Raw genomic sequence first — 19,655 nt, 5'->3', positions numbered from 1 at the left:
GCCGGCACGGATGCATTTTTTGAAGGCAGGGCTAAATATTTGCGCGGCCCGTTCGTCTATCAGGGAGGAAAGTCGCAACCGGGCCCGCCCCGCGCGCCGCTTTCGCATCAGTCTTGCCGTTTCCGCAGGGTTTGCCTGCCCTTCATTTACCGACGTTGCCGATGACCGCTGCCCACGAGCCCTCTTCCCCGCCGTCCCTCGACGCCCCCCCCGGCCGCCCCGCGGCCCGCCTGATCCTCGCGTTGCTGCGCGAAAGCCGCGCGTCGCTCGCGCTGGCGCTCGTCGCCTGCGTGCTCAACGGCGTCGCGAGCGTGCTGCTCGTCGCGACGCTGAACCGCGCGCTCGCGACGCCCGGCGCGGCCGACGCGGCGCTCGCGTGGCGCTTCGCGCTGTGCGCGGTGATCGCGCTCGTCACGCGGATCGTGTCGGGCACGCTGTTCGCCCGGCTGTCGCAGGACACGATGGCGCGGCTGCGCATGCACCTCGCGCGGCGCGTCGGCGCGGCCGAGCTGCGCGACATCGAGCGGATCGGCGCGGCGCCCGTGCAGTCGGTGCTGACCGACGACGCGACCAACGTGTCGATGCTGTTCTTCGCGCTGCCGAACCTGGTGATGCACGGCTCGATCGTGTTCGGCTGCCTCGGCTATCTCGCGTGGCTGTCGTGGCCCGTGTGCGTGCTCGCGCTGACCGCGATCGTCGCCGGCTCGCTCGGCTATCACACCGGCGATCGCCGCGCGATCGCGTCGCTGGAGGCGGCCGGCCACGCGCAGGACCGCCTGTTCGGCTATCTCGGCTCGCTGTTCTCCGGCGCGAAGGAACTGAAGCTGCACGACGCGCGCGCGCGCCAGTTCGTCGACGGCCAGCTCGGCGCCGCGATCGGCGAGGTGCGCGACCACCGCCGCCGCGCGTTCAGCGCGTATGCGATCGGCGTCGGCTGGATCATCTTCCTGTTCTACGTGTTCCTCGGCGCGGCCGCGTTCTGGCCGCAGCTCGGCGTGCATGCCGATGCGGGCACGGCGGCCGGCTACGTCGTCGTGTTCCTGTTCATGCTGGTGCCGCTCGACGGTCTGCTGAACAACCTGCCGACCGTCAACGCGGCGCGCGTGTCGCTCGGGCGCATCGAAGGCGTGATGGCCGAATTCGGCGCGCTGCGGACGGTGCCGCCTGCGAGCGACGCGCCCGACGTGCCGCCGGCAGGCGCCGTCACGCTGCGCGGCGTCACGCACGCGTATTTCCACGAGCGCGACGAACGGATGTTCCGCATCGGGCCGATCGACCTGACGATCCGGCCGGGCGAGCTCGTGTTCATCGTCGGCGGCAACGGCAGCGGCAAGACGACGCTCGCGAAGGTGCTGACGGGGCTCTACGAGCCGGAGGAAGGCACGATCGAGGTCGACGGCCGCCCGATCGGCTGGCGCGAGCGCGCCGCGTACCGGCAGCGTTTCAGCGCGGTGTTCAACGACTTCCACCTGTTCGATGCGCTGCTCGGCATCGTCGATCCCGACGATCCGGCGCGGACGCAGGCCGATGCGCGCGCGAACGCGCTGGTCGCGAAGCTCGCGCTCGATCACAAGGTGAAGGTCGTCGACGGCGCGTTCTCGAACCGCGCGCTGTCGACCGGGCAGCGCAAGCGGCTCGCGCTCGTCGTCGCGTACCTGGAGGACCGGCCGTTCTACCTGTTCGACGAATGGGCGGCCGACCAGGATCCGTCGTTCAAGGCGGTGTTCTACGAACAGTTGCTGCCCGAGCTGCGCGCGCGCGGCAAGGCCGTGATCGTGATCACGCACGACGACCGCTATTTCGGTCTCGCCGATCGCCTGCTGAAGCTCGACAACGGGCAGATCGTCAGCGATACGACGCCCGCGCGGTCACGCGCACGCGATGGTGCGGATGTGCTGAGCGCGTAAGTATCGTCAAACACCTGCCGCCTGCGCGCAGCGGATGCTGCACGCAGGCGGTTTCAGGTTCGAAGGATGGTGAGCGTCGGGAAGTACCGGAAGAACCTGAGATATATCGTTTGCGACGTCGACGGAATGCAGCGGAACAGGCATTCGCGCAACACGCGCGAGACAATGCAATTCGCGACCACGCCACCCCACCCGCGCACGACCCGCCGCGCGTTCAGCGCACGGCCGGCAGCGTCAGCATCGTATCGGTCATCACGTCGGCCAGCTTCAGCGCCGACATCGGCCCGCCGAACCCCCAGATGTTCCGCTCGACCAGCGCGATCCTGCGCTCGCGCAGCGCGGGCACGAAACGCCACACCGGCGAATCGAGTTTCGACGACAGCGGCACGTCCATCCCCGTCGCGGTGACGAACAGCACGGCGAGATCGCGTTGCCGGAGCAGATCGGCGGACGTCACGTAAAGCGTGCCTTCCCGCGTCGGCTTCTTCGGCCACGGGTCGAGCCCGAGCGCGCGCGCGAGGCCGGCCGACGTGCTGTTGCCCGTATAGGCCCAGTAGCGGTCGGGCAGCCCGAGATCCTGCAGCAGTGCGATGCGTTCGCCGCCGCGGCCCGCGGCCGCGAGCCGCGCCGCATTGCGCGCGATCCCTGCGTCGAGTTGCGCTTCGACCGCCTGTGCGCGTGCCTCGCGCCCGGTCACGCGACCGATCGTCCGGAAGATCTGGCGCATCCAGTCGAGCTGCGTGACGGGCACGCCGCGTTCCGACACGTTCGGGCTGAACTGGAACAGGATCGTCGGCGCGATCCGGTCGAGCGCGGCGAAGATCGGCGCATGCCGGAAGCCGACGCCGATGATCAGGTCGGGCTTCACCGCGGCAATCGCCTCGAGCCCCGGCTCCTGCCTCGAACCGATGTCGGTCACGTGCGCGAGCCGGTCGCTCTGGTAGCCGAGCCAGCCCGGATAAAACGCGGTATCGGCCATGCCGACCGGCACGAGGTCGAGCGCGATCACGCTTTCCGCGAACATGAAGTCGAGCGCGACCACGCGCTGCGGCCGCACGGGCATCGTCGCGCTCGCCTGCGACACGACGGGGTTGGCGGCGAGCGAGCGGCCCGGTTGCGACGGCATGCCGCCCTGCCCGGCGCGCGCGCCGTCCGCGATCGCGACGGCCGGCGCACCGCAGCACGCGGCGCCGAGCGCGGCCAGTGCCGCGAGCGCATGGCGGCGGCCGGCATGCGGTACCGGCATCACCGGATCGCATCCTGCCCGGCCAGCGCCGCGTCGTCCATCGTCAATAGCAGCGGGCAGCTTCCACACAGTTGCGTTTCTCCAGGAATTTCATAGCGCAGGCAGCATACGCGGCGCGCGCGAAACGGCGTCGGCAGCAGCGGCGAGCGCGGCACGGCGTCGCGCACCGGCATGCGCAGCGGATTCGGCTCGCCGGCGACGCACGACGCGCCGAACAGCCAGTCGGCATCGCGAACGGGATCGGCCGCGCACGGCAGCGCGCGGTACGTGTCGAGCAGATAGTCGAGCAGGTTGCCCGCGTTGCTCCACAGCACGCGCGGCGTGACGCGGCCCATCGCCGCGAGCAGGTCGATCACCGCGCCGAGATGCGCGACGAGCCCCGCATAGCGCGGCGCAGGTTCGTCGCACGGTGCGCCGAGCGCGTCAGGCGAGACATACAACGCGGCCGGCATCCCGTCGTCGAGCGCGACGAAGGTGCGCTCCGGCGCCATGTCGAGCGGCCGGCCGAGCGTCAGCGCGGCGACCACGCCGGCGGGCGCCGCGCGGCCGAAGTAGTACTTGCTCCATTGCGACATCAGCGCGCGCGCATGCAGCACCGGATCGCCGCCGTAGTGGCGGACCATCGCGTCGAGCACCGTATCGCGATGCTCGGGCAGCGCGCTGACCGGCACGACGATCCGGCCCGGCGCGTGCGTGTCGTCGGGCATCCCGAGCCACACGGCGTCGAGATGCGCGGCGAACGGTTCGGGCGCGAACGCGGAGAATCGCGTGGCGCGTGCGCCGTCGAGCGCCGGCGTCATCGCCCCGCGCGCCGGGCGCGGCGCCCCTCGAGGATCAGCAACCCGAGCAGGTAAGGCGCGCCGATCAGCGCGGTCAGCACGCCGGCCGGCACTTCGCGCGGCGCGACGACCGTGCGGGCGGCCAGATCGGCGAGGCCGAGAATCAGCGCGCCGCATGCGGCCGCGAGCCACAGCCGCGTGCGATGCCGGCGCGCGCCGAGCATCGTCGCGACGTGCGGCGCCATCAGCCCGATGAAGCCGACCGGGCCGACCGCCGCGACGGCCGCGCAGGCGGCGAGCGTCGCGATCGTCAGCGCGAGCGGCCGCAGCGCGGCGACCGGCAGGCCGAGCGCGGCCGCCTGGTCGTCGCCGAGCGCGAGCATGTCGAGCGGCCGCGCGAGCCACGCGAATACCGGCAGCGCCAGCACGCACCACGGCAGCAGCATCGACACCTCGCCCCAGCTGCGGCCGTAGGTGCCGCCGACGAGCCAGACGACGAAGCGCGCGGGCTGCACGCTTTGCTGCGTGATCAGCCATTGCGCGAGCGTGGTCCACAGCGCGCCGATCGCGATGCCGGTCAGCGCGACCGCGAGCGGTGCGTAACGATGCCGGTGATTCAGCACGAGCGTGATCGCGAGCGACGCCGCACCGCCGCTCAACGCGGCCGCCGCGAGCGTCACATGCCCCATCAGCGGCCACGTCGACAACGCGAACAGCGTGACGAGCCCCGCGCCCTGCGTGACGCCGAGCACTTCGGGGCCGGCGAGCGGGTTGCGCACGACGCTCTGCATCGCGACCCCGCTCACCGCCAGCAGCGCACCCGCTAGGAGCGCACACAGCAGCCGCGGCATGCGCAGGTCGATCAGCATCCGCGCGACGGGATCGTGACCCGACAGCGCGGCGGACCAGCGTGCCGGCGACAGCCATTCGGGGCCGGCCGACACGCCGACGAACACGACGAGCGCGCCGGCCACGACGAACAGCGCGGTGCGCAGCGGCCAGCCGAGCCGTTCGAGCCAGCCGACCATGCGCGTCGCCCCGCCGCCGGCCGCGCGTTCGGCTTGTGCGTGCAGCACGCCCGACCACGCGGCGCCGCGCCGGATCATCGCGAGCATCAGCGGCGTGCCGACGAGCGCGATCGCGACGCCGGTCGACAGCGTCGCGTCGAGGCCCGACGCGAGCACCGCGCTGTCGGTGACGAGCACGAGCGCACCGCCCGCGAGCGCCGACAGCGGCACCAGCACGCCGAGCCGCGCCGCGCGTGCGCCGCGCACCTGGCGCAGCAGGTTCGGCGCGACCAGCCCGACATACGACAGCGGGCCCGCGATGCTGACGGCCACGCTGGTGAACGCGACGGCGACGATTGTCGCCGCGAGCCGCGTCGCGTCGACACGCACGCCGGCCGCGGCCGCCGCCTCGTCACCGAGCGCGAGCGGATTCAGCGGCCGGATCACGAACGGCAGCGCCAGCAGCGGCACGACGAGCCAGCGTGCGGCGAGCGCGAGCCCGGTCGCGCCCGGCTGATAGAGACTGCCGTTGGTCCACAGCGCGGCGCCCGCGATGTTCTGCTCGAAGAACGCGAGCACGAGCGTCGACAGCGCCGCGAACAGCAGCATGCAGACGCTGCCCGCGAGCACGAGCCGCAGCGGCGTCGCGCGCCAGCCGCCGGCCGCGACGATCGCGCACGCGGCGGCGACCAGCCCGCAGACGAACAGCAGCGGCACTGATGCGACCCCGGCGAGCGCCGGCACCAGCATCGCCGCGAGCAGGCCGAGCTGGGCGCCGCCCGTCACGCCGAGCAGGTCGGGGGATGCGAGCGGGTTGCGCGTGAGCGACTGGAACAGCGCGCCCGCGATGCCGAGGCAGCCGCCCGCCACGAGCGCGGCCGCGACGCGCGGCAGGTTGAGATCGAACAGGAACACGCCCGCGAGCGCGGCCGCGTCGCTGCCCGGCACGGCGTTCCACCACACGCGCAGGTCGGGTGCGACGCGCAGCACCGCCAGCACCGCGATCAGCGCGACGAGGCCGAGCGCAAGCGCGCCGGCGCGGCGGCCGGCTGCCGCACCGTGGGCGCCCTGCCCGCTCGCGGCGAGCCGTTTGCGCATCGCGAACGTCGTCATACGGCGATATCCCGCTGGACTGTGCGATCGAACGCGTCCGTCGCGCCGGATGCCGGCGGTCCGTAGGCCGGCACGCACATCGGCGCGCCCGTCTGCGGATGCGCGAGCTTCAGCATGTCGACGCCGAACGCCGCGCGCAGCTGCGCAGGCTCCAGCATCGCGTCGGGCGAGCCCTGCGCGACGAGGCGGCCGGCACGCATCAGCACGATGTCGTCGCTGTACGCCGCTGCCTGGTTCAGGTCGTGCAGGACCCACACGATCGTCAGCCCGCGCGCGCGGTTCAGCGCACGCAGCGCGTCGAGGATGTCGAGCTGGTGATGGATGTCGAGATAGGTCGTCGGCTCGTCGAGCAGCACGATCGGCGCCTGCTGCGCGAGCGCCATCGCGATCCACGCGCGCTGCCGCTCGCCGCCCGACAGCGCGCCGACGTCGCGCCCGGCGTCGCCGGCGAGACCGCTCGTGTCGAGCGCCTCGTCGATCGCCGCATGATCGGCGCGCGACAGCCCGCGCAGGAAGCCGCCGTACGCGTAGCGCCCGTACGCGACGAGCTCGCGCACCGTCAGGCCCGACGGAATCTGGTTGAACTGCGCGAGCATCGTGAGCTCGCGCGCGAGCGCGCGACGGCGAAACGACGCGAGCGGCTTGCCGTTCACGTCGACCTGGCCCGCACGCGCGGGCTGCAGGCCCGCGAGCGTGCGCAGCAGCGTGCTCTTGCCGCAGCCGTTCGGGCCGCACAGCGCCGTGACGCGGCCGGCCGCGATCGACAGGTCCAGCCCGTCGATCACGACATGGTCGCGATAACCCACCGTCAGCCCGCGCGCGGCCAGCGCGGCGCTACTACGCGTCATCGGTCCTCCGTTCGGTCGCGCGCGGGACCGTGTAACTCTGCGCCATCGCGACGACCACCTTGCGCGGCCCCTCGAACGGGTCACGTGCGTGCGCGGTCAGCATGTTGTCGAGCATCAGCACGTCACCCGTCCGCCACGGGAACACGATGCGCTGGCGGTCGAGCACGCCGCGGATCTCGGCGAGCGCGTCGGCCTCGAGCGGCTCGCCGTCGCCGTAATACACGTTGCGCGGCACGTTCTCGAGCCCGACCGCGTCGACGAGCGCTTCCTGCATGTCGTCGTCGAGCGCGGACAGGTGAAACAGGTTCGCCTGGTTGAACCACACACGGTCGCCCGTGCGCGGATGGCGCGCGACGGCCTGGCAGCGTTCGCGCGTGCGCAGCAGCAATTCGCCGTCGTCGTCGGTACGCCATGCGCATTCGATCCCGCGTGCCGCGCACATCCGCTCGACCTCGGCCGGCTCCTCGGTGCCGAACGATTGCTGCCACGGCAGGTCGAGCCCCTGGCCGAAATTGCGCACGTACAGCAGCTCGCGCTGCTCGAAGCGCGCGATGAGCGCCGGATCGAGCGCGCGATAGACGGCGCGGCTGTCCGCGATCGGCGTCGCCCCGCCCTTCGGCGCCGCGAGCGCGCAATGGAACCAGATCCGCAGCGGCCACTCGCGCGTGTACGACTGCTCGTTGTGCAGCGGAATCGCGCGGTGCGGCGGGTATTCCGTCGACGTGTAGACGGCGCCCTCGACCTGGCTGCGCGGCGTCGACGCGTATTCATAGCCGATCAGCGGATCGCCGAACGATGCCGCGAACCGCTGGAACGCATCGATCGACGGCACGTGAAAGCCCGTGAACAGCACACCGCCCGCCCGTTCGAGCGTGTCGGCCGCGATCGCATGCGCGAGCGGCGCGATCTCGTCGATCGAAATGCCGTCGGCGCTGCGCGGCGACACGACGGTGGGCAGCCCCGGCTCGATACGCAGGTCGTCGAGCGTCGGCAACGAAAGCAGGGTCATGCAACGTCCTCTTCAGGTGACGCGCCGGATCGCGGCGCGGCGGGTCACGACGTGCGCGTCGCGCGTTCGCCGTCCATCGCGCGGCGCAGGCTCGCGGGGCGCATGTCGGTCCAGACGGTCTCGATGTGCGCGAGGCAGTCGGCTTTCGGGCCGCGCACGCCGACCTCGCGCCAGCCGGCCGGCACGGGCCGGAACGTCGGCCAGATCGAATACTGTTCTTCGTCGTTGATGACGACCGTGTAGACGAGGTCGTCGGTATCGGCGGAAGGCGTCGTGGCTTGCGTCATGATCGAAAAAACGGGAAGCGGTTGAAGGATGCGAAGCGGCAAGTGACCGGACCGTCGGATCGTTGGACCGTTGAATCGGCCGCTCCTGTCTTGAAGACGATTGGCCGGCGCGTTTTTTTACCGTCGCCGCGCGCGGCCGCCGAGAAACACCGGGCACGCGACGCCGCGATGGCATGCGTCGAGGCATTCCGCGCAGTGCCGCTCCGCGTCGCGCACCATGAAATGCACGAGGGTTTGCGACACGTTCAGCGCGCGCGCCGCGGTCTGCAGCGTCTCCTCGCGCAGCCGCACCATCTCGAACGCCGCGCGGCTGCGCGCCGGCAGGTCGTCGAGCGCGGCCCATACGCGACGCAGCGTGTCGCGCGTCAGCAGCGCGGCCTCGGGCGTCGGTTCCGGCGACGGCACGTCGAAGCCGTCGTCCTCTTCCGTGTGATAGACGTTCTCGAGGCTTTGCCGGCGGCACGCGTCGATCGACGCGTTGCGCACCATCCGCGTCACGTACGCGACCGGCTGGCGCACGGCGTCCTGGTTCGGGAATTCGACGAGCTTCACGAACACGTCGTGCACGACGTCCTCGGCCCGGCTCGCACAACCGACGAAGCCGCGCGCGACGTTGACGAGCATCGCGCGATGGGCGATCAGCACGTCGAGCAGCGCGCCCTGCGCACGCGGCTGCGCGCCGCGATGCGCCCGCGGTGCGGGACGTGACGGGAGGTCCGGACAACTGCCGAGGAACGGGTTCGCCGCTGCGGCTGCCGGCCGTTCGAGCACTTCCGCCATTGCCATCGATCTGCTCCGTCAGATTTCGAGATAGCGCAATTTAACGTAAACGCAAATCATTCTCAATACGATTACGGGATGTCCCTTCAGATCGTCAGGATTTGTCTGATTAATTGACGGGATCCGTGTTTTTGTCGGACGGGATGGCTGCCGCGCAGCGGTGGCGTGGGGAAAGCTTTCCGCGGGAAGGAATTGGCATGGCACCTAAACGGCCCGCGGCGCCTGGTGGGTGTGGAACGGCGTCGGGAGCGCCGCAAAGAAGCGCCGGCATGCCGGCGCTTCTTTGCGGCGCGCGCGGCGCGCGCGGCGCGTCCGGCCGCGCACGCAGCGCGCGTCAGTAGATGAACAGCCGGATCGTTGCGGTTGCATCGAACCGCCCGATCTTCGGCGGCCCGAACGACTTCAGCACCGCGTCCATCCGCACGCTTTGATTCATCACGTTCGACGGAAACTGCGCGAGCGTGAACTGCTGGTTGAACGGAATCGCGTTGCCCTTGCTGTCCTCGATGCCGATCCCGAAATTGCTGTCCTTCGCCGGCACCAGCAGGCCGTTCTGCAGCGGATAGCTCGTTTCGAAATAGCCGTCGACGCGCACCGCGACGTTGCACTTCTTGGACAACGACAACGAGAACGGCTTGCGCGGCACCACGGGCAGGAAGCCGTTACCCACCGCCTGCACCTGTCCGAAGTTGACGATGCCCGGTTCGGGCGTCACGAGCACGTCGACGAAGCACGGCGTCGGCTTGAGGTTGCGCAGGCCGCTCAGGCGGTACTGGAAGCTCGTGCCGAATGCATTCAGCCCGAACTCGCCGTCGAACTGGAACACAGTGTAGATATCGCTCGGCGGCTGGACCCAGTTGCCCTTCTTGCGCACGACGACCTGGTAGTCGATGCTGATGCGGGTCTGCTCGCAACGCCTGTGATCGAAGTCTTCCCTGCTGCACGGCGGCACCGCATAGCCGGTAAACACCCCGCCGCTGCGATTGCTCGTCTTGTCGAAGTAGTCGACGCCCTTGTAGCGGATGCCGATCTCCAGCCCCCACGCGGCCGGGTTCGTGCGATTCGGATTCGCGTAGAAATAGATGTTGTCGACGACTTTCAGGCTGTCGGCATCGCCGAGGTCCTTGTAGCAATACCCCGACGTCGTGCGGACCGGCGACACCCAGATCACGTAGCCGTCCGGCGCGTCGGTCGGATACGACGCCACGCCGCCGATCGGCTCGGTCAGCGAGGTCGCGCCGCTGTTCGTCAGGCATCGCAGCGCCCACGCCGGCTGCGCCGCCGCGACCAGCAACGCAAGCACGAGCCAGCGCAGCCATGCTGCCGGCCGTTGCCGTTCGCGCATCCCGCCGCTCATCGCTTCACGCTCTTGCACGCACCGGCATCGCACGCGTATTCGACCGCCACCTGGCCGCCGTAATCGTCGATATGCGTGACGAACAGCGTCGACGGCGTCGCGGCCTTGAACGGCACGCCGGCCGTGCTCATCGGGCTCACCATCACCGGCTCGATCGGCACCGGCGTCTTCTGCGCGCCTGCCGTCACCTCGACCACCGTCACGTGGTACGGCGTCGGGTTGTCGAACACGAGCGTGTGCGCGGCCGGGTCCACCCGCAGCGTCATCGGCAGCGTCCAGTCCTCGTCGCGCGCGGGCTGCACGGCCTTCGGCCGGTAGAACAGCTTCATCTGCGTATGCAGCGCGATCTGCAGCGTGTTCGGTATATCGGACTTCGGCGGCACTTCGCGGATGTTCAGGTAGAACACCGATTCGCGATCGGCCGGCAGCGCGGCACCGGGCAGCTTCGCGATCCGCAGCACGTTGCGCTCGTTCGCCTCGATGCGCTGCAGCGGCGGCACGACCATCAGCGGCGACGCGATCTTGTTGCCCTTCGCGTCCTCGAGCCACGACTGCACGAGATACGGATACGTCGTGCTCTTGTTCGTGATCGTGACGATCGCGGCCTGTTCGCCTTCGTTGAAGATCACGCGGGTGCGGTCCGGGACGATCGCCGCGTGCGCGACACCGGCGAGCAGCGCGCTCGCCGCGCTCAGCATGCACGACGCGCGGCGCAGGAAGGAAAGGGAGAAAACGTGGTTCATCGCTGGATCCGTGAAATCATCGTTCGACCCGTGCGGCCGCTGCGTGCGGCTCGCCGGATGCCTGGCACGTCACCGGAATCGGCGTGCCTTCGAGTTGAAGCTGGTTCGGCAGCACGTCCACCGTGCACAGCGTGCGTTCGCCCGCGCGCACCGCGAGCGCGGATTTCGGCTGAACCTGGGTCAGGAACGCGGCCCCGCCCTCGCCGACGATGCCGAGCTCCTTGCCGTTCGCCGCGTCCTGCACCGATGCGCCGAACGGCAGCGGCTTGCCGGCCGCGTCGGTCAGCGTCAGGTACAGGTTGCTGCCGCGCGCCGCCGAAAACCTGACGAAGCCGATCGCGCCGTCGGTCAGCACCATGCGCTGGATCGGGTTCGATACCTGCACCTCGAGCGGCAGCTTCTCGACGTTGACGGTCGCGTCGTACACGTTGTACGGCGAGATCCCGTCGAGCACCGCATAGCCGCGCGAGTCGGTGTGCGTGAGCGTGCCGGACAGCGGCACGTCGCGCACGCCGTCGGTCGAGACCAGGAGGCGCGTATCGCCCGCGTTGCCGTTCGCGTGTGCGGCGAGCCCGTACTGCGTCGCGACGAGCGAGCCGTCGACCTCGAGCGACGCGGCCGCATACGCGTTCGCGACCGTCGACGCCTGTGCGGTCAACTGGACCGCCGACGTGCGCTGGCGGAAACTCGCGTTCGCCGATGCGCGGCCGTCGGTCGCGCCCGCGTTGACCTGGTAGGTGCGGCCGTCCGGATCGTCGTAGATGTAGCCTGCGTTCGCGCTCGTGCTGCCGTTGCCCGTCGTCAGGTTCGACGTGACCGTGTGACGACCGCCGATCGGCAGCGTCGCGGTCACCGAGAGCTGGTTGCCGCTCGTGCCCGCGCTTTGCGTACGGAACGCCGACAGGCTGACGTTCAGGTTGCGCAGCGCACCGATCGAGAACGCACGCGTCAACGTGAGGCCGATGCGCTGCTCGGACGAGCGCGCCCAGTAAGTCGTCTGGTCGTACGAAAAATAGGTCGACGTGTCGCCGAAGCGCTTCGACAGCGTCGCCGAATAGCGCTGCTTGCTGTTGGCGAGGCCGTATGCGGTCGGGTCGCCCGAGAACTGCGCGAAGTTCGTGTATTCGCGCTCGGAAAAGCGGTAGCCGAAAAAGCGCACGTCGGCATCGAGCATGTCGAAATGCTTCGAATAGTTGATCCGGTACGAGTTGCCGTTGCGCGTCGCGCCGTTCCACCACAGGCGCGCACGCGCATGCGTGACGTCGGCCGAGACTGCGCCGAACGTGCCGAAATCGCGGCCGACACCGAGCGCGATCGACGTATAGCCCGACGCGGCGATGAAGCCGCCGTACACGGTGAAATCCAGCGGCAGGCCGTACGCCGCTTCACCGAAACCGAAGAACGGCGTGATGCCGGCACCACCGAACTGCCGCGGCTTGCCGACCGCGGCCTTGTAGCGCAGCTGTCCGGTGCGCGCGAGAAACGGCACGGCGGCCGTCGTCACCTGGAAGCGCTGCACGCTGCCGTCTTCTTCCTCGACCGCGACGTCGAGCGTGCCCTGCACGCTCGTGTTGATGTTCTGCAGCGCGAATGCGCCCGGCGACACGCGCGTCACGTACAGCACGCGGCCCGCCTGCGAGACGGTCACGGTCGCGTTGGTGCGCGCGACGCCCGCGATCAGCGGCGCATAGCCGCGCAGCGAAGGCGGCAGCATGCGGTCGTCGCTGCGGATCGACGCGCCGGTCAGCGCGAACGTGTCGAAAATGTCCGAACTCAGGTAGTCGTCGCCGAACGTCACCGTCGACTGGATCGACGGCAGCGCACGAAATGCGTAAAGCCGGCTGAAGCGGAACGTGCGATCCGCGTACGCGCTGCTGCCCGCGTTCGACTGCGCCTGGTAGTCGCCGCGAAAGCGCCACGCGTCCCAGTTCGCGCCGATCGTTCCGTAGGCCTGGATCGAATTCGTCTGCTCGCCGCCCGAACCGAAGTTGCGGTTCGTGTTCGCGATCACGCGATAGTCGAGCATCGCGCCCGGAATCCCTTCGGACCAGCGCTCCGGCGGCAGGTAGTTCGAATCGGTGAATTCGAGCGCGGCCTGCGGAATCGTGATCTTGAGCCGACCGTCGCTCTTCAGGTAACGCACGGTGGCGCCCTCGATCGCGCCGAGATCGACGCAGCGACCGCCCTGGAAGCGCGGCAGGTCCTTCGCGAGCGACGGCTTCAGCCCGAATTGCGCGACGAGTTCCGGAGGCAGGCACGGCTTGCCTGCACCGGACGGGTCGAGCGCGATGAACTGGATCGCCTGCAGCCCGTAGAACAGGTCGTTGACCTGCACGTCGAGCATGTATTCGCCCGGCAGCGTGAAGTCGGCCTGCGCGAACTGCGACAGGTCGACGTTGTTCGAGCCGTCGATGTCGAGGAACGACGAATTGAATTCCGTCGCATGGCTCTGGCTGCCGACCACCAGCACGGAGACGCAAAGGAAGGAATGTCTGATTCGCACGCGGTGCTACCGGAAGTCCGAGAAAAACTGGGCAGGAAAACAGGCAGGAGAAGGGGTGCGCGCACCCCTCCCCCGTGACGGCCGCTTACTGGTAGCGAACCGTGAAGTTCGCGACGCCGTCGGCCGTACCCGGCGTCACGTCGGCTGCCGTCGCTTCGTAGCGTGCGGCGAAGCGCACGGTGTTGTTGCCGTTCTGCAGCAGGGTTGCAGCGGCCTGTTCGACGCCGTTGTCGAGGTCTTCGCCCGTTGCGCCCTGTACGCGGATGCCGACGTTGGTTGCCGAGCCGATCGTGGCGAGCAGCTTCGGCTGGGCCGCGTTCGACGTACCCGTGAACGTGAAGAATGCGTTCTTCGAGATGCTGGTGTCGCAGTCGGTCAGGACGATGTCGAACTTGACCGGCTCCGACTTGTCGCCGGCCTTCTTGAACGTGTGGGTCGGCACCTTGCCGAGGTTCACGGTCTGGTTGACCGAACCCGAGTCGATACCGCACGCGCCCGCGACGATCTCGCCCGTGAAGTTGATCGTGCCGGTGCCGGCTGCGAAGGCCGAGGTGGACAGGGCTGCGAGTGCGACAGCGGCCAGGAGGGATTTTTTCATGACGTTTTCCGTGAGAATTGCAAAGGGAATGGACGACGTGGCGGATACAAAAGGCAGCGTGTGGTTGGCTTCCGTCCGTCACGAGGCGGCATTATCGAGATATGAATGAAAGAATTCTGTAAAGCATTGTCAAATCGCAAATGACAATCTTCGCCTTGCGTACTTTCAAACCCACTGTTTCCTTGAAATTCTCAATCACGATATTTTCATCCGCAGTCCTTTTTGATTTTCCAGAACCGACTGAAAATTAAAGACATTTCTTTTTGGGATCGCTTATTCCCCGCCCCTCCTTGCTGGATATGGCTTCGACGGATTACCAATCAAAAATGCCAAAATTCTGTCCGATCCTGCCATCGTTGCCCGACCGCAACGAATGCATTCATCGATTTTCAACTGAGAGGAAATTAACAGCTGATTTTCGGTGCCGTGGATTTCTCGCGCAAACGATTGCGCAATCCGCACAAACGTTTTGCCGCGACATTTCGTCACCCGTCATTATTCCCGATACAAGAATCAATTGAATCGTCAACCCGGGATTAAAAGCCGCATGTAATGCCGTGCGCCGTCTCGACATTCGGCGTACCTGCGCGACGACGCGCACGCGACGTTTCGGCGCCCTGGATGGAATCGAAAAAGGAGGAAGTCCGGCACGCTCGGGGCCGTGTGACGACGCGATCGGTCGCCAGGATGCGTGACGGGTTGAAGGCGCGCTTCAGCTCGACAGCGGGGAGAAACTATATGGATGACGACGACGCGCGGATGCGTTCATCGTCGATCGGTGCCGACGGCCGGATGGACGCCACACCGGTCGGGGTGGCGACGACACATCGCAATGCGCGATCGCCACCCGCACGGCTAGCGAATCACGCGGCGGCCTCCCCGGCTGACGCCGGCGTCCAGCCGCCGCCCAGTGCGCGATACAGCGCAATCGCATTCGCGAGCCTCAGTTCCTTGAGCCGGATCAGTTCCTGTCCCGACTCGTACGTGCTGCGCTGCGCGTCGAGCAGTTCGAGATACGTCGCGACGCCGCCCGCATAGCGGCGCTCGGCGAGCTTCAGCCGCGCGCCGTCGGCCGCGTACACGTCCTGCTGCGCGGCAAGCTGGCGATCGATCCAGTCGCGCGCGGCGAACGCGTCGGCCACTTCGCGAAACGCGGTCTGCACGGTCTTCTCGTATTCGGCGACCGCGATGTGCTTGCGCGCGGTCGCGACGTCGAGATTCGCGCGATTGCGGCCGCCCGCGAAGATCGGCAGCGTGATGCGCGGCGCGAACGTCCACACGCTCGTGCCGCCCGCGAACAGGCTCGAGAACGCGTCGCTGACCGAGCCGTAGTCGGTCGTCAGCGCGACGCGCGGGAAGAATGCGGCGCGCGCGGCGCCGATCTGCGCGTTCGCGGCCTTGAGCCGCGACTCGGCCTGCCGGATGTCCGGCCGCCGCTCGAGCAGCGCGCTCGGCGCGCCGGGTGCCACCGGCGCGATCGCGAGCGCGTCGAGCGCGGTGCCGTCGGCCGGCACCGTGCGCGCGAAATCGCCGGCAAGCAATTGCAGCGCGCGCACCGACTGCGCGTGTTCGCGCTGCAGCGCGGCCTGCGACGCACGTGCGGACGCGACCAGCATCTCGGCCGAGCGCAGCTCGATCGCATCGCTCGTGCCGGCCGCATAGCGGCGCTGCGTGAGCGCGGCGATGCGCTCGCGCGCGTCGAGGGTGTGCTGCGCCAGCGCCAGTTGCGCGTGCAACGACCGTTCGGAAACGTACGCGCCGGCGACTTCGGCAATCACGCCGATGCGCACCGTGCGCTGCGCGTCGGCCGTCGCGAAATACTCGGCGAGCGCTGCATCCGACAGGTTGCGCACGCGGCCGAACAGGTCGAGCTCGTACGCGCTGATACCCACGCCGGCGCGATACAGCCCGCTCACCGCGCTCTCGCGCACGACCGGGTCGTACTGGCGCGTGCGCTCGTAGCCGAGGTTCGCGTCGAGCGACGGCATCCGGTCCGCGCGCTGCACGCCGTACAGCGCACGCGCTTCGTCGAGCCGGCCGGCCGCGATCCGCAGGTCGCGATTGTTCGCGAGCGCCGCGTCGATCCAGGCCTGCAGCGCCGGGTCGGTGAAATATGCGCGCCAGTCGTCGAGCAGCGCGGCATCGACAGGCGCCGCGACCGACGCCGGCTGCGTGCCGCCGTCGACCGGCGCATAGCTGGCCGGCACCGGCGCCGCCGGCCGCTCGTAGCGCGGCGCGAGCGAGCAGCCGGCGAGCGCGAACGCGAGTGCAGCGGCCAGCGCGACCGGGGCCCGCGGCGTCGCGTGCGCCTTCAGGTGAAACGTCATTGCGCACCCTCCATCGTCGCCGGCCGCGACCCGCCGCGCCGGCGCGGGCCGACGTCGAACAGGCGGCCGACGATCACGAAAAACAGCGGGACGAGGAATACCGCGAGCACCGTCGCCGTGATCACGCCGCCGAGCACGCCGGTGCCGATCGCCGTCTGCGCGCCGGACGCGGCGCCAGATGCGAACGCGAGCGGCAGCACGCCGACGCCGAATGCGAGCGACGTCATCACGATCGGCCGCAGCCGCAGGCGCGCGGCCTCGAGCGCCGCGTCGACGAGCGACATGCGCTGCGCGACCAGATCCTTCGCGACTTCGACGATCAGGATCGCGTTCTTCGCGGACAACCCGATCGTCGCGATCAGCCCCACCTTGAAGTAGATGTCGTTCGGCATCGCGCGCAGCGTGACGCCGAGCACCGCGCCGATCACGCCGAGCGGCACCACCAGCATCACCGCGAACGGGATCGACCAGCTCTCGTACAGCGCCGCGAGCGCGAGAAACACGACGAGCACCGACAGCGCGAACAGCATCGGCGCCTGTGCGCCCGACAGCCGCTCCTCGAACGACTGCCCCGACCACGCGTAACCGATGCCGGCCGGCAGTTTCGCGGCGAGCCGCTCGATCGCGGCCATCGCTTCGCCGCTGCTGTGGCCCGGCGCGGCCGAGCCGTTGATCGTGAACGACGGATAGCCGTTGTAGCGCGTGAGCTGCGGCGGCCCGAGCGTCCAGTGCAGTGTCGCGAACGCCGCGAGCGGCACCATCTCGCCGCGCGCGTTGCGCACGCGCAGCTTCTGCACATCGTCCGGATCGAGCCGGTGCCGCCCGGCGGCCTGCACGATCACGCGGCGCACCTGCGTGCCGTGCATGAAGTCGCCGATATAGTCGGAGCCGAACATCACCGCGAGCGTCGTGTTGATCTCGTCCATCGACACGCCGAGCGCCGACGCCTTGGCACGATCGATGTCGAGCTTGAGCTGCGGCGCGTCCTGCGTGCCGGCGAACATCAGGTCGGTGAGCGCCGCATCCTTGCCGCCCGCCGCGAGCAGTTGCTCGCGCGCGGCGCTGAACGCCGCATGGTCGAGCCCGCCGCGGTTCTGCAGCCGGAAGTCGAAGCCGCCCGTCGAACCGAGATCGGGCAGCGCCGGCGAGTTCATCGCGAACACCGTGGTGTTCGCCGTGCCCGCGAAGCGCGCGTTGATGCGCGCGACGATCGCCTGCACGTGATCGCGCCCGGCCTTGCGCTCCTTCCAGTTCTTCAGCGTGACGAAGATCATCCCGCCGTTCGGCCCCTCGCCGTACAGGTTGAAGCCGCCGAGCGCGAACGTGTACGCGGCCGGCTCGTCGCGACGAATGTACGATTCGACCTCGCGCACGCTCTGCATCGTTTCCGCGAGCGGCGTGCCCTGCGGCCGGATCACCATCACCATGAAGTTGCCCTGGTCCTCGTCGGGCAGGAACGCGCTCGGCAGTTGCGTGAGCATCAGCGCGGCCGCCGCGGTCAGCGCACCGTACACGACCAGCCAGCGCAGCGGCTTGTTCAGCATCGCGCCGACGCGCGTCGCATAGCGCTGCGTCGAGCGCGCGACGAAGCGGTTGAACCAGCCGAAGAAACCGCGCTTTTCGTGATGGTCGCCGGATACCGGCTTGAGCAGCGTCGCGCACAACGCGGGCGTCAGCGACAGCGCGAGAAACGCCGAGAAGCCGATCGAGACCGCGAGCGCCAGCGCGAACTGCCGGTAGATGTTGCCCACCGCGCCGCCGAAGAACGCCATCGGCACGAACACCGACGTCAGCACGACCGTGATGCCGACGATCGCGCCGCTGATCTGCTGCATCGCCTTGACGGTCGCGTCGTAGGGCCCGAGCCCTTCCTCGACCATCAGTCGCTCGACGTTCTCGACGACGACGATCGCATCGTCGACGAGGATGCCGATCGCGAGCACCATCCCGAACATCGTCAGCACGTTGATCGAGAAGCCGGCCGCATGCATCACGCCGAACGTGCCCGCGAGCGCGACCGGCACGACGAGCGTGGGGATCAGCGTCGCGCGCAGGTTCTGCATGAACAGGAACATCACGAGGAACACCAGCACGCCGGCCTCGACGAGCGTCGTGACGACCTTGTTCATCGACACGCGCACGAACGACGACGTCTCGTACGGGATCTGGTATTTCACGCCCGGCGGGAAGTAGGCGGACAGCGCGTCCATCGCCGCGCGCACGCGCTGCTCGGTGGCCACCGCGTTCGAGCCGGGCGCGAGCTTGATGCCCATGCCCGTGGCGACCTTGCCGTTCACGTACGACGGATAGTTGTAGTCGTTGCCGCCGAATTCGATGCGCGCGACGTCGCGCAGATAGAGCGCGGCGCCGTCCGGCTGCGTGCGCAGCGCGATCGCGCCGAAGTCGGCCGGCGTCTTCAGCGGCGCGTCGGCGAACACCGTCGCCGCGATCGGCGCGCTGTCCGGCACCGCGCTGCGGCCGATGTCGCCGACCGTCACGCGCGCGTTGTGCGCACGCACGGCCGACGCGATGTCCGACGCGGTGAGGCCGTGCCCGGCCAGCTTCACCGGGTCGGGCCAGATCCGCATCGCGTATTCGGCGCCCCAGAACTGCACCCGGCCGACTCCGTCGACGCGGCGCAGCGCCTGCACGACGTTCGCCGACGCGTATTCGCCGAGCTGCACGTCGCTCATCCGGCCGTCGTCGGACGTCAGCGACACGACGAGCTGGATGTTGTCCGCAGCCTTCTCGACCTGGATGCCGTCGCGCCGCACGGGTTCGGGCAGCCGCGCCTCGACCGTCTTCAGCCGGTTCTGCACTTCGACGGCCGCGAGATCGGCGTTGACGCCCTGCTTGAACGTCAGGTAGAGCGACGCCATCCCGGCGCTGCTCGTCGCGGACGTATACAGCAGCCCCGGCGCGCCGTTCATCTCGCGCTCGATCAGCGCGGTCACCGATTCCTCGACGACCTGCGCGGACGCACCCGGATACGTCGCATAGATGCTGACGACGGGCGGCGCGATGTCCGGATACTGCGCGACGGGCAGCGCGCGAATCGCGAACACGCCGCCGAGCATGATGAAGAGTGCGATCACCCACGCGAAGACGGGGCGATCGATGAAGAAACGTGCCATGTTGGTCTATGTGAACC

The 19,655-nt window shown here is 69.0% G+C and carries 14 protein-coding genes; 1 reads left to right on the top strand and 13 read right to left on the bottom strand.

Features of this window, described 5'->3' with window-relative positions:
- Positions 1-161 precede the first annotated feature (161 nt).
- Entirely contained in the window at positions 162-1,907 is a 1,746-nt protein-coding gene (locus DID98_RS07495; protein ID WP_124570472.1) for a cyclic peptide export ABC transporter, read from the top strand.
- Positions 1,908-2,121: 214 nt separating this feature from the next.
- Here the strand turns inward: DID98_RS07495 and DID98_RS07490 are convergent, their stop codons facing one another.
- From DID98_RS07490 to DID98_RS07430, 13 genes are all read right to left on the bottom strand, one after another.
- Positions 2,122-3,153, bottom strand: coding sequence for an ABC transporter substrate-binding protein (locus DID98_RS07490; protein WP_124570471.1), 1,032 nt, complete (start codon positions 3,151-3,153; stop codon positions 2,122-2,124).
- On the bottom strand, positions 3,153-3,953 hold the full coding sequence (fhuF, locus tag DID98_RS07485) for a siderophore-iron reductase FhuF (RefSeq protein ID WP_124570470.1): 801 nt from the start codon (positions 3,951-3,953) through the stop codon (positions 3,153-3,155). The genes DID98_RS07490 and fhuF overlap by 1 nt, the downstream gene beginning before the upstream one ends.
- A complete protein-coding gene (gene fhuB / locus DID98_RS07480) occupies positions 3,950-6,052 on the bottom strand; it encodes a Fe(3+)-hydroxamate ABC transporter permease FhuB (RefSeq protein ID WP_124570469.1) in 2,103 nt (700 codons plus the stop codon). Before fhuB ends, fhuF begins: the two co-directional genes overlap by 4 nt.
- Positions 6,049-6,900 (bottom strand): ABC transporter ATP-binding protein, encoded by an 852-nt coding sequence (locus DID98_RS07475; RefSeq protein ID WP_124570468.1) that lies wholly within the window; start codon positions 6,898-6,900, stop codon positions 6,049-6,051. Before DID98_RS07475 ends, fhuB begins: the two co-directional genes overlap by 4 nt.
- Positions 6,890-7,909 carry a TauD/TfdA family dioxygenase gene (locus DID98_RS07470; RefSeq protein ID WP_124570467.1) on the bottom strand — a complete coding sequence of 340 codons (1,020 nt, stop codon included), beginning with the start codon at positions 7,907-7,909 and terminating at the stop codon, positions 6,890-6,892. Before DID98_RS07470 ends, DID98_RS07475 begins: the two co-directional genes overlap by 11 nt.
- A gap of 44 nt (positions 7,910-7,953) precedes the next feature.
- Positions 7,954-8,196, bottom strand: coding sequence for an MbtH family NRPS accessory protein (locus DID98_RS07465; protein ID WP_044843583.1), 243 nt, complete (start codon positions 8,194-8,196; stop codon positions 7,954-7,956).
- Positions 8,197-8,313: 117 nt separating this feature from the next.
- Positions 8,314-8,982 (bottom strand): RNA polymerase factor sigma-70, encoded by a 669-nt coding sequence (locus DID98_RS07460; protein ID WP_044843584.1) that lies wholly within the window; start codon positions 8,980-8,982, stop codon positions 8,314-8,316.
- 328 nt (positions 8,983-9,310) lie between these two features.
- A complete protein-coding gene (locus DID98_RS07455; protein WP_124570553.1) occupies positions 9,311-10,333 on the bottom strand; it encodes a fimbrial protein in 1,023 nt (340 codons plus the stop codon).
- Positions 10,330-11,076, bottom strand: a complete 747-nt coding sequence (locus DID98_RS07450; protein WP_124485527.1) for a molecular chaperone — start codon at positions 11,074-11,076, stop codon at positions 10,330-10,332. Before DID98_RS07450 ends, DID98_RS07455 begins: the two co-directional genes overlap by 4 nt.
- A gap of 16 nt (positions 11,077-11,092) precedes the next feature.
- Positions 11,093-13,546 (bottom strand): fimbria/pilus outer membrane usher protein, encoded by a 2,454-nt coding sequence (locus DID98_RS07445; RefSeq protein WP_124570552.1) that lies wholly within the window; start codon positions 13,544-13,546, stop codon positions 11,093-11,095.
- Positions 13,547-13,664: 118 nt separating this feature from the next.
- Positions 13,665-14,177 (bottom strand): fimbrial protein, encoded by a 513-nt coding sequence (locus DID98_RS07440; RefSeq protein WP_044843588.1) that lies wholly within the window; start codon positions 14,175-14,177, stop codon positions 13,665-13,667.
- Between the two features lie 863 nt (positions 14,178-15,040).
- On the bottom strand, positions 15,041-16,504 hold the full coding sequence (locus tag DID98_RS07435) for an efflux transporter outer membrane subunit (protein WP_124570466.1): 1,464 nt from the start codon (positions 16,502-16,504) through the stop codon (positions 15,041-15,043).
- A complete protein-coding gene (locus DID98_RS07430; protein ID WP_124570465.1) occupies positions 16,501-19,638 on the bottom strand; it encodes a multidrug efflux RND transporter permease subunit in 3,138 nt (1,045 codons plus the stop codon). Before DID98_RS07430 ends, DID98_RS07435 begins: the two co-directional genes overlap by 4 nt.
- Positions 19,639-19,655 lie beyond the last annotated feature (17 nt).

This window comes from Burkholderia sp. Bp8984, from assembly GCF_003853755.1.
Classification (GTDB): Bacteria; Pseudomonadota; Gammaproteobacteria; order Burkholderiales; family Burkholderiaceae; genus Burkholderia.
The sequence above is the reverse complement of the archived record's forward strand: the minus strand, read 5'-3'. Positions and strand labels throughout refer to the sequence as shown.

Coding starts and splice junctions, on each gene's coding strand:
- DID98_RS07495 (WP_124570472.1), top strand. CDS start 162: ATGACCGCTGCCCACGAGCCCTCTTCCCCGCCGTCCCTCGACGCCCCC.
- DID98_RS07490 (WP_124570471.1), bottom strand. CDS start 3,153: ATGCCGGTACCGCATGCCGGCCGCCGCCATGCGCTCGCGGCACTGGCC.
- fhuF (WP_124570470.1), bottom strand. CDS start 3,953: ATGACGCCGGCGCTCGACGGCGCACGCGCCACGCGATTCTCCGCGTTC.
- fhuB (WP_124570469.1), bottom strand. CDS start 6,052: ATGACGACGTTCGCGATGCGCAAACGGCTCGCCGCGAGCGGGCAGGGC.
- DID98_RS07475 (WP_124570468.1), bottom strand. CDS start 6,900: ATGACGCGTAGTAGCGCCGCGCTGGCCGCGCGCGGGCTGACGGTGGGT.
- DID98_RS07470 (WP_124570467.1), bottom strand. CDS start 7,909: ATGACCCTGCTTTCGTTGCCGACGCTCGACGACCTGCGTATCGAGCCG.
- DID98_RS07465 (WP_044843583.1), bottom strand. CDS start 8,196: ATGACGCAAGCCACGACGCCTTCCGCCGATACCGACGACCTCGTCTAC.
- DID98_RS07460 (WP_044843584.1), bottom strand. CDS start 8,982: ATGGCAATGGCGGAAGTGCTCGAACGGCCGGCAGCCGCAGCGGCGAAC.
- DID98_RS07455 (WP_124570553.1), bottom strand. CDS start 10,333: ATGAGCGGCGGGATGCGCGAACGGCAACGGCCGGCAGCATGGCTGCGC.
- DID98_RS07450 (WP_124485527.1), bottom strand. CDS start 11,076: ATGAACCACGTTTTCTCCCTTTCCTTCCTGCGCCGCGCGTCGTGCATG.
- DID98_RS07440 (WP_044843588.1), bottom strand. CDS start 14,177: ATGAAAAAATCCCTCCTGGCCGCTGTCGCACTCGCAGCCCTGTCCACC.
- DID98_RS07435 (WP_124570466.1), bottom strand. CDS start 16,504: ATGACGTTTCACCTGAAGGCGCACGCGACGCCGCGGGCCCCGGTCGCG.
- DID98_RS07430 (WP_124570465.1), bottom strand. CDS start 19,638: ATGGCACGTTTCTTCATCGATCGCCCCGTCTTCGCGTGGGTGATCGCA.